The sequence below is a fragment of the Paenibacillus ferrarius genome, assembly GCF_002027705.1.
GTDB lineage: Bacteria > Bacillota > Bacilli > Paenibacillales > NBRC-103111 > Paenibacillus_E > Paenibacillus_E ferrarius.
In genome coordinates, this window is record NZ_MBTG01000060.1 from 1 (window position 1) to 14,662 (window position 14,662).

General features: G+C 41.4%; 11 protein-coding genes and 2 pseudogenes. 1 reads left to right on the forward strand and 12 read right to left on the reverse strand.

The annotated features are described in order from the left end of the window. The 5 genes and pseudogenes from BC351_RS36965 to BC351_RS36980 all read right to left on the reverse strand — a co-directional run. Positions 1-227: pseudogene (locus BC351_RS36965) on the reverse strand (hypothetical protein); the annotation flags it as partial. A 346-nt stretch (positions 228-573) separates the two neighbouring features. Continuing rightward, the gene (locus BC351_RS36970; protein ID WP_079420605.1) at positions 574-957 is read right to left on the reverse strand and encodes a DUF6262 family protein; all 384 of its coding nucleotides are present in this window, start codon (positions 955-957) and stop codon (positions 574-576) included. Further along, positions 947-1,891 carry a tyrosine-type recombinase/integrase gene (locus BC351_RS43690; protein WP_244209304.1) on the reverse strand — a complete coding sequence of 315 codons (945 nt, stop codon included), beginning with the start codon at positions 1,889-1,891 and terminating at the stop codon, positions 947-949. Before BC351_RS43690 ends, BC351_RS36970 begins: the two co-directional genes overlap by 11 nt. A 38-nt stretch (positions 1,892-1,929) precedes the next feature. Continuing rightward, positions 1,930-2,913, reverse strand: a complete 984-nt coding sequence (locus BC351_RS43695) for a hypothetical protein (protein WP_244209305.1) — start codon at positions 2,911-2,913, stop codon at positions 1,930-1,932. After that, a complete protein-coding gene (locus tag BC351_RS36980; protein WP_079420607.1) occupies positions 2,913-4,040 on the reverse strand; it encodes a tyrosine-type recombinase/integrase in 1,128 nt (375 codons plus the stop codon). The genes BC351_RS43695 and BC351_RS36980 overlap by 1 nt, the downstream gene beginning before the upstream one ends. Before the next feature lie 1,052 nt (positions 4,041-5,092). Here BC351_RS36980 and BC351_RS36985 point away from each other — a divergent pair. Continuing rightward, positions 5,093-5,917: a hypothetical protein gene (locus BC351_RS36985; protein WP_079420609.1), complete on the forward strand. Its 825-nt coding sequence runs from the start codon at positions 5,093-5,095 to the stop codon at positions 5,915-5,917. A 79-nt stretch (positions 5,918-5,996) separates the two neighbouring features. Here the strand turns inward: BC351_RS36985 and BC351_RS36990 are convergent, their stop codons facing one another. The 7 genes and pseudogenes from BC351_RS36990 to BC351_RS37020 all read right to left on the reverse strand — a co-directional run bounded on the left by BC351_RS36990 (position 5,997) and on the right by BC351_RS37020 (position 14,629). Beyond that, on the reverse strand, positions 5,997-6,332 hold the full coding sequence (locus BC351_RS36990) for a hypothetical protein (protein ID WP_079420611.1): 336 nt from the start codon (positions 6,330-6,332) through the stop codon (positions 5,997-5,999). Between the two features lie 280 nt (positions 6,333-6,612). After that, positions 6,613-6,846 (reverse strand): hypothetical protein, encoded by a 234-nt coding sequence (locus tag BC351_RS36995; RefSeq protein ID WP_079420613.1) that lies wholly within the window; start codon positions 6,844-6,846, stop codon positions 6,613-6,615. 173 nt (positions 6,847-7,019) lie between these two features. Beyond that, positions 7,020-7,571, reverse strand: a complete 552-nt coding sequence (locus tag BC351_RS44535; RefSeq protein ID WP_425270962.1) for an S-layer homology domain-containing protein — start codon at positions 7,569-7,571, stop codon at positions 7,020-7,022. Positions 7,572-8,903: 1,332 nt separating this feature from the next. Further along, positions 8,904-11,209, reverse strand: a pseudogene (locus BC351_RS44540) (InlB B-repeat-containing protein); the annotation flags it as partial. Between the two features lie 122 nt (positions 11,210-11,331). Further along, positions 11,332-11,955 carry a response regulator transcription factor gene (locus BC351_RS37010; RefSeq protein ID WP_079420619.1) on the reverse strand — a complete coding sequence of 208 codons (624 nt, stop codon included), beginning with the start codon at positions 11,953-11,955 and terminating at the stop codon, positions 11,332-11,334. 3 nt (positions 11,956-11,958) lie between these two features. After that, a complete protein-coding gene (locus BC351_RS43120) occupies positions 11,959-13,182 on the reverse strand; it encodes a sensor histidine kinase (protein ID WP_208629908.1) in 1,224 nt (407 codons plus the stop codon). Between the two features lie 922 nt (positions 13,183-14,104). Next, entirely contained in the window at positions 14,105-14,629 is a 525-nt protein-coding gene (locus BC351_RS37020; RefSeq protein ID WP_079414474.1) for a GNAT family N-acetyltransferase, read from the reverse strand. Positions 14,630-14,662 lie beyond the last annotated feature (33 nt).

Here is a 14,662-nt window from a genome sequence, read left to right on the forward strand (position 1 = left end):
TACTTGCCACCATAATTCCTTCTTGCTACTTCGAAAATGTAACTTCCAACCATAGAAGAAACACAATCCAAAGAATCATTATCTATTTCATACTCACATAATTCTTCAAGAATGTCGTCTACTTTACGTAAGCTTTGTACACTAAAATCGAAATTTCCTTTATCAGAAAAATTATTTGTGAAGCTTTCTGCCGTTGAAATAATGTCTTGTTCTAATCTACTTTGCATAAATTCTAGCCTCCGATAATAAATACCATTGAATATGGACATATCCCAAAACGTCTATTTTTCACTTTTACATCCCATAATCTCTTCTCCAGGCATTTCCATTATCCTGCCCGTTAGTTGAATAACTAGCCGTCAGTCTAAAACAATAATTTCATTGAACAACAACATCCTTTATTTATAAAGCCGATTGATCTTTCTGTAACTCCTTTATCTCTTTAGAGAGATCTGCTTTTTTGTTTAAGGAGCTGGCTTATTTCTTCTCTAAGACGCTCAATCGTTGCTTCCATTTCATCGATGCCATCCTGAAGCTGCTTATGATACTCCTTCTTACTCATAAGAATATCCGCTAATTATCGTAAATTTTACCTCGCAAACGCATTAATTCATCTTTGAGACGCTTATTTTCGGTCTCCAGTTCCCTTATGCGCTTATTTTTTGCTGCAATCAATACATCTTTACTTGCATCAGTCATTTCGCGTTTTTGTTGAACAGAAGAGGAAAGCCCTTCTTGTTGTTTACGCAGCATTTCTATTCGTTCGCGAATTTCCGGGTGGTTGTAAAGATAGGGTTTTGAAACACCAGACTCCATTGATATACTATTGAAGTTAATCTTGCCTTTAAGCCTAATTAACCGCTGAATTGCTTCGTCGACTTTCATCACGGCGGACAACTTCTTATGCTGGGCATGCTGCCTCACACCCTCAGTATTCCTTGTATGGTTACTTGGCATGGCTGCTGCGATCCTCCCCAATGTATTCACGGCCTTTTTTACCGGCTTGATGGTGGATCTTTCCTTCCATTAGAGCCTCCAGAATGGGTTCTAAACGCTCAAGAGTAGCCTGATTCTTATCAACCCATACCTGACGTCCTAAGGCTTTGCCGCGCTCAATAACCGCCTTTTTTTCTCTAATTTCAGCTTCGTATTGAGAAACAAATTCTGGAGTTGTGCAGAAATTACGACAAGATAAACAAGGATTTGCTTGAGTAGGGCAGGGCTGCTTAATTGGCTTCATGCAGTAGCCAAGTTCCATTTTTACCGCATCTAAATTGTGTCGGATGTACTCCCATTCAATTACTTCTTCATTTTCAATATCAGCTAAAGCTATTTTCACTGGTCTTTTATTCACTACATCAATGCGAAATATCCCTTGTTTAGTTGCTTCTTCCCATGATTTCCTCATGGTAGTATCGAGTATCTTAGCGTAATGCAACGTCATCTCGGGTGAAACATGAGCCATCCATTTTTGAACATGCAAAATGTTCATGCCATTATTAATCAATTCAATGCCTTTGGTGTGCCTGAAAGCATGGTTTTTGAAATGAAACAACCTTCCTTGATCATCGATTATGCTTTTCCACTTTGCTAATCGATTTAAACTTCTACTGATTTGACGAGATTCCGGTGGGCGACCTTTTCGTTTGCCATCAAGCATGACAAATAGATACTTTCTGGGATTGTTTTGCTCATTACTTTGTTCTTTTATAGATTCGATTACTGCTTGGACTGCGGCAGCAACTTCTTCCGTAATTGGTACACGATGATTCAACACTTGCGTCTTCATAATATCCCCGCATAAATACCATCCTTGAGCAGTTTTATCTAAGCAAGTATCATATTGTAAATTAAGAATATCAGAAATCCTCCATCCTGAAGCACGAAGCAACAGAACTACGGGGATATATTCTTTCGGTGTAAGATGTTCTAAATGATCCTCAAGTTGTTGAATAACCCCCTCTGGAATTGCTTAATATCGTTCTCTGTTAGCTTTATATAACGTGGGAGGTCTTCTCTAAAAATCAATAATGCTATCGGTGTTTGGGGGGCTTCCTTATATTGAAGTCGTTCAATTGTCTCAAAAAATACCCGTAGAGCTATTAAATATATACGTTGGGCCACGGCTACGTGGTCTTTTGTAAAATCTCGATAAAATACAAGATAATCCTCAACATCTTTGCGGGATAATAATTTCAAGCCATCCCATAATGGATATGTTTTATGAATGAATGTTAAAAACACCCTAACCGCTCTAAGATCAAGGCTACATTGACCAGGTGATCGATGGCTGACTCGAAATTTAATATATCGCTTTAACATATTACGAAAGTGAGATGGAACGTCAGTAAAATTGAGAAGATGCTGTGATTCGTGTGGAACGATTCTGGCACCTGGTATGTTTCGCATGTCCCAAATGTCTTTTTGGAATTCATCACGTGTATCATAGAAGTCTTTAAAGAAAAGGTGTAATTGGTTTAGCAAATTTTCATACTTCGTTAATTTCCCATCATTATAAACGGTTAGTCCCTTTTCTATTAACAAAGAACGAAGTTGAATTATAGCTTTACTTATTTCCAGATCACTAAAGCTCTTCATATTCGGATAAAATCGATTTAAAAAGTCAGAGAAATGCTTGAATGCTTTTGAGTAATTTCTAATCAGTGTGTTATGTAGCTTAACTCCTTGGTTTTTCAATCGATCGATTATAAAAAACTTGATTTCATTTTTCAGTTCAGCCTGAAAGGGGATAAAGTTTATTTTTTGATACGTTTTATCCCAGATGGTTTTTCTGAAATCGTCAAATATCGGGTGTTCACAGTACCAAATATCATTTTCCCAATATCCAGTAATAGCATTTTTCATTTCTTGTGATATTAAATCGATTCGACTCGATTGCAATGTAATAATCATTATTTGTCACTTTCCTTACTGCTGTGATGTAATTTCATACTCTGTTCAGTTTTTTCCCAATCCTTGCGTATTTCCTCATCGCTAGGATGGACATACATCTGCATCGTAGTCTGTATATGTGCGTGACCGGCTCGTTTCATCAAATGTTCATCGCGCCAACCGGCTTTACGCAGTTCTGTGAGTGACGTATGTCGCAACATGTGGGGAGTGACATTTATGCTAGTTTTCGCTTTCAGTCTTCGAAACAAAGAAACCACGTCACTGTACTCCAGTGGATTGCCTTTATTCGCTCCAGATATTTTAATAAAAACATGATTAGTGTCCACATCATCTGTATGATATTCTGCGACATACTCTAGGTACAGGTTCATTAATTCAGCGGATACATCAATACTGCGTGGACTACCAACCGTTTTAATTTCAGCAAAGTTTACTAATTCACCGCGATCCCGAATCTGAATCCTTCTGGCATCAATCTCAAAATCCTCCAACCATAGTGTAAGAGCTTCACCAATTCGCATTGAGCTTTCCCATAATAATTGAACCAAGAAAAAGTCCCTAGAATTTTCGCATGCTTGGAGTAACTGACTTATTTTCTCCCTTGATATCGTTTTGGGCTTTTGCTTGGGAACTTTGATTTTGAGGATATTCATATGAATAACTTTGTCTTTGTTTATGTGATACAGGAAGTCTTTAAATCCCTTGCGTGATCCCAATACCTGCTTTTTTAAACGCTCTGATAATTGAATACTGTAATCCTCGTGCCGCATCAAATAGTCATAGAATCCAATGGTTGTATTGATGATAATATTTACAGTTCTTGGTTTACGAATAGGGTCGTGCTGTTGAAGCGGTTGAATCTTTGTATTTCCAAACGGGTTCTGTAACCACCTCATGAACTCAGCCATCTCATCCAAGCCAATTTCGCGGTAATCCTTATTGATCTGTCCCAGAAACTCAAAGAACAGCTTTAAATGAAAGCAGAAGGATCGCAACGTGTTCCTTGCTGAACCGCTATTATCCTTGAACTTCAAATACTGAAGAACAGGCTTAACAGGCTCATTTAATTGATCCAATAGCATATACCTGGTTTTTCCTTCCTTCGTTAGAAGGGAAACTACTCTCATCTAAACTCACTCCTGCTGAAACCCAGAAATAAAAACAAATGGCTCCTGCGCCTTCGCTTGGGCTACGTCCTCCACCAAACACAAAAGTATACTATAATTACTATGGAAATAGGTATAGTTATTTAATAATCAATGAAATAAAAAAGATGGATGACTATACATTGTTTACTATAGTGTCACTCATTTTCATTGGTTAAGTTATTCGCGTTTTGTTGGCGGTACCCCTTATTAAAGACGTTTCGAGGTAGCAGCCTGGCTCGACCTGACATGGAAGAAAACAAACACTTGTCCAGACAGCCCCACCCTCTTCCTTTACTTCAAGCATGCGGCTTCGAAATACCGGAAGAAACGCTTGATGAAAAGCTGAAGGGCTAGTTCAAAGCTATTGTAAATAAGGTCAAGCCTCCCGATGAGGAGGGGCAATCGTCGTTAAGAAGTCTAAAATGGGAAGAGGATTGCAGACATAGTGAAATAGATCCTTTCCTCGTAGATAGTTTACCCCTCTCTCGTCCGAAGTACCTTAAGAGCAGCTGCTGTAAAGTCATCCATAATGAGTAATTTCAGGAGTTCCCCATAAGGAACTCCTTTTGTGTATCCAGAAACTGAATTGCCGTATTGCGCGCGCCAATAGTCCAATCCTAAACTTTGCCTGTGCCGGATTGGGCGAACACTCACTATTCATGGCTATCTCGGTTATGTGAATTTGTCAATTTTGTAAAGAAAGCAAAGATCTTAAAATATATGATCTGCGATGGTTACGCTGCTATGACGCCATCCAGTCAAGTATCACTACTTTGCATTGATTCTAGAAGAAAGTGGAGTGAAATCAACACCGCAGCCTCGTATATAGTAGAGGTTAAAAATAAAATAAACTGTTTTTTTGTAATTTTTTGGAACACATCTTCATTTCATAGTGTCTAATATATGTGACCAAAAAAAGTATGGGAAGGGAGAATTTAGTTGTAAGTAGGCGTAACTATTGTTTAATTTTAATAGATTCGCCATTAGTTTGGGTTATCTTCAAAAGCAACAAAAAAATCGGAGGTAGTAATATGAAGAAAATATCAATTGTATTGTTAATCTGTTTTATTCTAGCATCTGTCCAAGTTGGAGCTGCTGCAGCACCTATAAATGGAAAAATGTCCGAAAGACAATTAGACCAGATACTTTTAAAAAGTGGATTCCCTCAATCTTATCTTAATGTGACGTTACTTCAGGATAAAGAGTTTATTGTGGGCAAATCTGGAACTGAAATGCAGTATCAGGGCCGTACTGTGGAAAAATATCGATTAGATGAGGAAAATAATCTAGTAAAGATAGATTCTGGTAATGATGGCGAACTTACACCCATGGCGACTATTCCAACATCCGACCTGGATGTTTGGTTTGATACTTTCAAGGTGTCAGTGAATGGTGTTTATCATCAAGATGTGTACCCTCAGTTTCTATGGAAAAAAGGTATTGTCACAATTAATGATTCCATTGGTGTTGCAGTACCCCAAGGATGGGAAATCATATCAAGTGAAAACTCCTGTCAAACATATTGGGCTTATCAATCAACCGGTCCTTGGTCAGCTGACTCAAATTGTGGCGGAAGACCGGCACAAACATCAGTATATGGCTTTGAATGGAAAAGTCTATGGAATGCTAGTATACATCCGTATGGAAATCCTACATTTGAAAAAGGTACAGCGTATTTAAGAATGAAAAAGACTGATTCAAATGCATATAATAGAGTCGTTGGGAACTATGTACATGACACAACAGCTAAATCTAATGCCACCTATCAGTTAACTCTATATTGGCTCTCAGTACTATATCAACCATCTAGTGGCACCATAGATACAGCAGGGTTTGATAAAACCTTTACGTATTAAAATATAACAAATAAAATGCTGGATATTAGTATTTGCTAATATCCAGCATTTTTATTTGTTATATCCTTTTACTATATGATTAATCTATATGTTTTATGGCAAGCAACCTAATTTGATCATTTTCTTGTTCATATGATACAAAATAAGTTTTTCCTACTTCGATTAAATTCCAGACCATGTTTTCTTCAATATTTATTTTAAATTTTTCATTTTCTTTCTGGTTGTTCGGATCATATGCCAAGATCCAGTACTTCTTGAAATCATCTGAATGGGATTTGTTTGTAACCTTGATGTAAGACGCGGTATTTTTCACGTTAGATACATGGCCAGTTTGTTTCAAAAAGATAAAATAGCTACCAACTAAGACAATAACTACAATAAGACCTAAAGCTACTCGATAAGACCTACTCTTCAAAATTCATCCCTCCCCTCACAACCTTGGTACAACTAACTCATGCAGCGGTTCGTAACTACATTGTTGATTTGGAGGCTCCTTTTAATCATGTCTTCTAGCTTCATTTTATCACTTTTTCAAATATTCGAGTATACTACCCCTTTGTGCTGCAGTGAGCTAAGTTCCAATATCAACGTTACTTATCCACTCCCTAAAAGCGGAAAAGGTTATTTCACTTCGGATTAACCATCCCTTACCTCCTTACTTGATTCGCAGATTACATTACATGCATCTGGGAAGTTTACCGCTGAAACGTGGAGTAACCCGCGGCGAGATCATCATTTGAGAAACTGTACCTTTTCAACTTTAATAGGGACTTTTTCAGTGGCCTCGCATTGTTGAACCCGTTTTTTTCTAAATAAATCAAAAGATCATTTACATACGGATTGTTGCTAGCATCTCGGCGTATGGTGTCGCCTACTCGTATAATCTTGTTCACATTCCCGCCTGTCAGTACTTCTTCTTTTTCACTCAACGCACGTACCACCGTTCCATAAAGGTATTCCTCATATCAAATATACCATAAATTCACTATTATTTGTCGAGGTAAACTACCATCCAACGAATCGACTTGGAAATAGAAGCAAAAAAAGCAGACCCCGTTTGATAAGGGACTGCTTCGTTTAAATTAAATTCTAGTACCTTGCATTACTTGCTCTTCTGCGCCAACATATTGAGCAGCACCGTCACAGCCTCTGCTCGCGTCACATTGTCTAGAGGGGCGAATTGGTTATCGCCTTTCCCTTGCACAATGCCTGCTTGCTTCACGTAAGCAACACTTGCTTTCGCCCACGTTGGAATGTCCTTGTCGTCCGCGAAGCCGGTTGCAGCGTTCGCTTGGCTAGACTTACCCAGCGCAGCCGTAATCATCGCTGCTATCTCTGCGCGTGTAATGACTGCATCTGGACGGAAGCTGCCGTCCTCGTAGCCATTAATAATGCCCGCTTGCACTGCTTGCGCCACCGCTTTTTTGGCCCATGCTCCGATCTGCGCTGAATCTGTAAAAGTCAGCTCCGCTCCTTCACCTTGCAGCTTCAACGTACTCATCAGCATGACCGCGAATTCTGCGCGCGTCACGGTTTTCCCAGGCTTGAACGTGCCATCTGGGTAACCGCTGACAATCCCTCTGCTTATCGCTTGCTTGATGTTGGCCTCGGCCCAGTGCCCAGAGATGTCACTTAACGTTATCGCCGGCTGCATCGTGTCTGGTGTTGGTTCAGTTGCCCCTTGACCTACAACGAATACCGCGTATTTCGTAAAGTGGTTCACTTCTACGGTGATATGACCATCGTGAACAGCACCGCCTGAAACTTTCACCCATTCCTTCTTCGTTTCGTCAAAAAAGAATACGGCTACGGTTTGATTGCCCCTTAATTTGGATGGATCGAAAGCAAACGTCAGGGTGACCGATTTACTAAAGCTCTCTGAGAAATTTTTCAGAATTTCAAAGACGGGGCTGGCTAGAACGTCTTTATCCTTTACAAGGTTTTGAATATTCAACAATTTATCTATCGTTAATTTCAGCTCTTTGCTTGTAGCATCCGCCGGAATCAAGATCGTGATGGCATCCCCCAGACTAACCTTGCCTGTTTTGCCTACAGGAAGCGTTAATGTGCCATCCGTTGAGGTTACTGGGGTGTCGCTTGTTGGCGATGCTGTACCACCGCCACCTCCTCCACCTCCTCCTGATGGTGCTGTTACGATAACTTCAACTGTCGCCGTTAAGCTGCCCGTGTTGGTTGTATTCGCTGGCAAGCCGCCTAACGTTGCTGTGAATGTATAGCTGCCTGCTGCTCCCGGGTTGTAGTTGTCTGTATTTATCCATGCTGTTACGGGCACGGTGATTGTTCCGCCATTTGCTGTTACAGTGGCATGGCTTGCTATTAACGCTGCGGATACAGCTTCTGCATTTGCATAGGTTACTGCTCCTACTGTGCCTGCCGATACATTGCCAATTGCATCAAACACTGTGATGTTTGTTCCTACTTGCGTTGCTGGCGCTACGACAACTAAAACTTTCGCCGTTAAGCCGCTAGTGTTTGTTGTATTCGCTGGCAAGCTACCTAACGTTGCTGTGAATGTATAGTTGCCTGCTGCTGCCGGGTTGTAGTTGTCTGTGTTTACCCATGCCGTTACAGGCACGGTGATTGTTCCGCCGTTTGCTGTTACAGCAGCATGGCTTGCTAATAACGTTGCGGATACAGCTTCTGCATTTGCATAAGTTACCGCTCCTACTGTGCCTGCCGATACATTGCCAATTGCATCAAACACCGTGATGTTTGTTCCTACTGGCGTAGCTGGCGCCACGACAACTAAGACTGTCGTCGTTAAGCCGCCAGTGTTTGTTGTATACGCTGGCAAGCTGCCTAATACTGCGGTGAATGTATAGCTGCCTGCTGCTGATGTGCTGTAGTTATCTGTATCCACCCATGCTGTTACAGGCACCGCGATTGTTCCGCCGTTTGCTGTTACAGTAGCATGGCTTGCTAATAACGCTGCGGATACGGCTTCTGCATTTGCATAGGTTGCTGNGCCGTTACATTGCCAATTTCATCAAATCCTGTGATGTTTATAACTGCTGGCGCTACAACAACTAAGACTGTCGCCGTTAAGCCGCCAGTGTTTGTTGTATTCGCTGGCAAGCTGCCTAATACGGCTGTGAATGTATAACTGCCTGCTACTGATGGGCTGTAGTTATTTGTATCCACCCATGCTGTTACAGGCACCGCGATTGTTCCGCCGTTTGCTGTTACAGTAGCATGGCTTGCTAATAACGCTGCGGATACGGCTTCTGCATTTGCATAGGTTGCTGCGCCTGCTGTGCCTGCCGTTACATTGCCAATTTCATCAAATCCTGTGATGTTTATAACTGCTGGCGCTACAACAACTTCGACTGTCGCCGTTAAGCCGCCAGTGTTTGTTGTATACGCTGGCAAGCTACCTAATATTGCCGTGAATGTATAGCTGCCTGCTACTGATGGGTTGTAGTTATCTGTATCTACCCATGCGGTTACAGGCACGGTGATTGTTCCGCCGTTTGCTGTTACAGTAGCATGGCTTGCTAATAACGCTGCGGATACGGCTTCTGCATTTGCATAGGTTGCTGCGCCTGCCGCTACATTGCCAATTGCATCAAATGCTGTGATGTTAGTACTTGCTGGTGCTACTGCTGCTGTCGCTGCGCTAAACACTGGCGTTCCAGCCAATCCATGGTTGTCCTTTGGCGTTACTTCAAACTTAATCGTGTTTCCTTGGTCGCCGGCTACCGGTGTATATGTTGTGCTTGTTGCGCCTGCAATTGGAATATACGTTGTCCCGTCTGAACTGCTTAGCCATCTGTATGTGGACGTTCCTTCCGTATCTTTATCATCTGCGTCAGTGAATGTATACGTGCCAGTCAGTTGCACGCCTACTTGCGCCATTTCTGCAATGGTCACAGATGACGCCGTCGGCGCTGTATTTGCCGCTACCGTTACCATGACGGTGTAGTCTTGTGTCGTGCCGTCTTCCGCCACAACTTTATACGTTATTGCGCTTGTGAAATTCTGCATAGTTGTTCCGCTCACTTGTACAGTGCTTCCTACAATTACGCTAGCTCCCTTTGTTGTAAACACTGGGATAAGCGTCGTTACATTCGTTCCATAAGGCAAGGTCAATCCTATGGTCTTGTTCGTTTCGTTTATCGTTGCCTCCGGGCTCAATCCAGCGAAACTAAATGCTGTAATGACTTTCGCTTGGCTCATCCACTTCGCATATAAAACCTGGTCCCTTGTAACAGCAGTTGTTGCAAAATCGAATGGTGCGCCACTAAAATTACTGGAGCCATACCATCCTCCGAACGTGTAGCCTGTCTTGGTCTCTGCCTCCGGCTCTACAGCATAATGATTTTTAATTACAGTCTGATCGGTTGCTTCCGGTGAACCACCGTCATTGTTAAAACTTACTGTATAGGCGCTTGACCCCTTTGTAATTTGGTGAGTACCACTATCCGCCACATACACCGTGTCGTCACTGCCTATGGCCAAACCTTGCGGATACATAAATTCTGCTGAACCGGTGATGTTCTCCCAAGTGCTCTCTCCACTCCGCAGTTTTTTAATTTGATGATTCATATAATCCGCCACATACACCGTGCCGTCACTGCCTATGGCCACATCATAGGGATATTTAAATCCTCCCGATCCAGTGATATTAGACCAAGCGCTACCTCCGCTCGTTAGTTTTTTAATTTGATGATTATTCGTATCCGCCACATACAAGGCACCATCACCGCCTATGGCCATGCCATGCGGATTATTAAATCCTCCCGATCCAGTGATGTCAGACCATGTGCTGCCCCCACTCGGCAGTTTTTTAATTTTGTTATTAGAAGTATCCGCCACATACACTGTGCCGTCACTGCCTATAGCCACACCTTGCGGATACTTAAATCCTCCCGAGCTGGTGATGTCCTCCCAGTCGCTCCTTCCGCTTGGCAGTTTTTTAATTTTATGATTACTAGTATCCGTCACATACACCGTGCCGTCACTGCCTACTGCCACACCAACCGGACTGTTAAATCCTTCCGATCCGCTGATGTTCTCCCAATCGCTGCTCCCGTTCGGCAGTTTTTTTATTTGTTGATTAAGCGTATCCGCCACATACACCGTACCGTCACTGCCTAAGGTCAGACCTTGCGGTGTATTAAACCCTTCCGATCCGGTGATGTCAGACCAAACTAGGGTTCCTGCGGCATAGGCCTTTCCCCCTCCCAGAATACTCTGTATCATCGGAAGGACAAGTAGTACGAAGCTCATCAGCACTGCGATTAGTCTCTTCTTAATGTTTACTCTTCTCATAGGTTGCACGCCTCTCCCATTCCTTCTTGTCAACTTTTGTCGATCTTCCCCACTATAACGCTATGTTCTAAAAAAAATAACTACCCAATCGGGTAGTCTTTTAACGCGACACATAGGTGATATTAATAGAGTATTCTTACTTCTTTGGCACGCTGCAGCGCTTGTACTCGATTGTTGACTTTAAGCTTCTTATACACATTCTTTATGTGAAACTTGACAGTATCCCCTGTGATGTTCAGGAGCGAGGCTATCTCCCTGTTCGACAAGCCTTCTGCGAGCAGCCGTAACACCTTCGTCTCCTGCTCAGTTAGGTTTTCTTTAAGTGATTGTTCCGCATACACCAGTTCAGGCAGAACCTGCGTGTAAGGCTTGACAGCCGCGCTCCGCTGTCTTTTTAAGATCTTGTCCAACGTTTTTGCCAATCGCGGGGCGGACACAGGCTTCATTAGATAATCCAAAGCGCTCATATCGAAGGCCTGAACCGCATAATCGTCATAGGCGGTTACAAAGACCACGTCGATGGAGTCATCGGTTTCCAAAAGCAGATTGGAAAGCTGCAAACCGTCCATCTCCGGCATAGAAATATCCAGAAATGCAATATGTATCGGATTCGCCTTCACAAATTCATACGCCTGATGCGGATTCAGAAACGTGTGGCATATTTCAATCTCGCCGCTATCGGATATCAGCTTCTTCAAAAGTTTCATCGGTAATTCTTCATCATCTACGATAATGGCTCTCAACATGCTTCAATCTCCAATCTGCTTGACTGGTTGTACGGGAATATTGAAGAACACTCGCGTGCCTTTTCCTTCTGCACTTTCAATACAAATACAAGTTCCATAAAGAAGCTTGAGGCGCTGATTAATGTTCCCCAGCCCTACACCTTTCTTGTTCATACCTGGTTTAAGTATTTCCTCCCGTTTTTGTTCACTCATCCCGTATCCATTGTCAACTACGGCAAAGCTGACAACGGCGTCCTCTTTCTGATTGACCGATATTTGCACGGTCCCTCCCCTTAGACTGGACATCAGGCCATGTCTGATGGCATTTTCCACCAACGGCTGCAGAATCAGCGGGGGAATTCGGATATCCAGCAGCGTGGCGTCCACATCGTACTCCACAACCAATCTAGTCCCAAATCTCGTCTTTTCAATGTTGATATATGCATTTAATAACTCTAATTCCTTTTCAATCGTTGTTAGTGAGTCCAGTTGTTTAAAGTCAAAGCTACTTCTCAAATATTGCGAAAGATCTATCGTCAATGCTCCCGCCTTATGGGGTTCGTCAATGCACAATGCGGCAATAGAACTCAGGGCATTGTACAGGAAATGAGGTTTGATCTGAGAACGCAAAAAGGCGATTTCCGCCTCCTTGACATCTGCTTGCAACTGTTGGTTCTTCCTAAGCACTTCATTGATCGTTTCATTTAAAGAAGTGAAGAGCCACACAGCCACCGTGGTAATCAGGATATAAATGAACTGTACCTGAAGAACCTTAAATGAAATACCTTTCAAAACAGATACGACTGTGATTCCAACAAGACAATAGTAGATGCAAAGAATCACCGCTATGTTTATCCGCTTTCTCTTCTTTGCTTTAGTGAAATTCTTTTGAAAAAACACGATAACCGGCATGCTGATTAAAAGGGTCAGAATTGTCGAATACAATCCCAAATCAATCCCAAGATAAAAACGATAAAGAATAATAATTGCGGACAAAAATAAACCTGTTCGCAGGCCGCCATATAACGTACCTAAAAGCAAGGGAACAATTCTAATATCCAAACGGACATTGGCGCTAATGTATGTGGGAAAAGACATACATAACAAGATAGATAGTCCCAATAATACAGATAGAATGATATTTACGTAATTATTTCTCTCAAGTCTCCCCGCAATAAATATTTGAAAAGTGAATATTGCCGTTGTTATTAGCGCTAGTTGCAGCGAAAAATCCTTGATTGTGTTCATAATTCGATCACCTTTTTCATTGAAGAGCTGATACTCGTTATTTTATCATCATTCTATGTTATTTCGATCATTTTTTCTGAAGGATATAACAGAAAAAGCAGCCATCAGAGGATTATCTGCAACATCTGCTTTCTCATTTGAAGGACCACATCGTAAAAACTCAATTTAGCTTTTGCTGACTCTGCAAAATGGAATAGCCCTAAATAGGGCTTAAATACTCTCTTTCTCAATAGTTATTGGAATTAAATTGGAAGTAAAAGTAAGATTCGGTTGAAGAATACGTTAATCGATTACTAGGTTTCAGAATTCATCTATCCCGTAAGCAGGCATTATAGTACTACTTGAATAAGCAACGTTTCCAGCAAAAAAATCTCTGACATCAGAGGGATTCTCATCAACAAGGTAAGAAAACATGTACGCAGTATAGAATTCGTTTGAATCAATAGAAGCAAATTTGTAACCCGATGGCTCTTCTGACACTGAGGATATTGTTAAGAATGAAGGAGTTCATATTTTTGTTTATTTATGTATAGAGAATCGAAATGGGAGGGGTGCAAAGAGAAATTTTTACGGGCTTTTTCTATTAGGGAAGTAGTGCTTTGAAAGCCTATTGGTGACTCAAAGTGTCATCAGAAAATCAGATTATTTTTGAATTAAAGGTAAATTAGACCCAGGAATATGAATTTATCACCTGAACGCGACAAGCCTGTTGAACTTTATCAACAGGCTGACTTATCGAATAATCAAAAGTATTTCGTGATTTATTTTCTGAATCGTTCAACAATTAATGAAATAAATGACGGAAATTCTGGCGGCTCATTATAAAGGTGTATAAGCTAACGTCGATTTGCCCGTCCCACACAACCCTTCCACCAAAATTAGTTTGCAATTGTTTTGCATGCGATTTGCTCCCAATTCTTATTTATAACCGTAACTTCATATCGGATACCGTAAATTTCATACCTATCGTCTGTATTACATTTCCTTTAATCTCAATAAAGCCTTCTTCCACAACGACAGGAATATCAAGTGATGACAGCATCTTTGTCCAGAATTTGACCGCTCTTACATTCGATTTGAACATACCCACATCGTACCGACCCGAAAAAATTTTAAAAATTTGCATGACAGCATCTTTGGCAATATTCGTGCCTCTATATTTGGGCAATACAAATAACTCCTGCACCGAATAGTCCACATCTTCTGCAACATAAGGAGGGGAAGTAACGAGGATAAACCCGACGATTTTTTCATTAAGCTTAATAAAGTAAGGATACAACCGTACATCCCTGTAATATGGCGAGATATCTTCCATATCGAATGTGCCTTCTGGTCCGATATCCTCCTGTGAGTAAACTGAAAGCTCATAGAGATAATAATTAAATAAGTTTACAAATTGTTCTTTGTTATTATCTGTTATTTGTTGTATTTCCCGTTTTTCTTCCACTCTACATTCTCCTTCACAGGAATTTAACTTACA

Bases quoted from the DNA above. Each gene is read 5' to 3' on its own strand.
- BC351_RS36970 (WP_079420605.1), bottom strand. From the start codon at position 957: ATGCCAAGTAACCATACAAGGAATACTGAGGGTGTGAGGCAGCATGCC.
- BC351_RS36985 (WP_079420609.1), top strand. From the start codon at position 5,093: ATGAAGAAAATATCAATTGTATTGTTAATCTGTTTTATTCTAGCATCT.
- BC351_RS36980 (WP_079420607.1), bottom strand. From the start codon at position 4,040: ATGAGAGTAGTTTCCCTTCTAACGAAGGAAGGAAAAACCAGGTATATG.
- BC351_RS43120 (WP_208629908.1), bottom strand. From the start codon at position 13,182: ATGAACACAATCAAGGATTTTTCGCTGCAACTAGCGCTAATAACAACG.
- BC351_RS37010 (WP_079420619.1), bottom strand. From the start codon at position 11,955: ATGTTGAGAGCCATTATCGTAGATGATGAAGAATTACCGATGAAACTT.
- BC351_RS43695 (WP_244209305.1), bottom strand. From the start codon at position 2,913: ATGATTATTACATTGCAATCGAGTCGAATCGATTTAATATCACAAGAA.
- BC351_RS44535 (WP_425270962.1), bottom strand. From the start codon at position 7,571: ATGCAGCCGGCGATAACGTTAAGTGACATCTCTGGGCACTGGGCCGAG.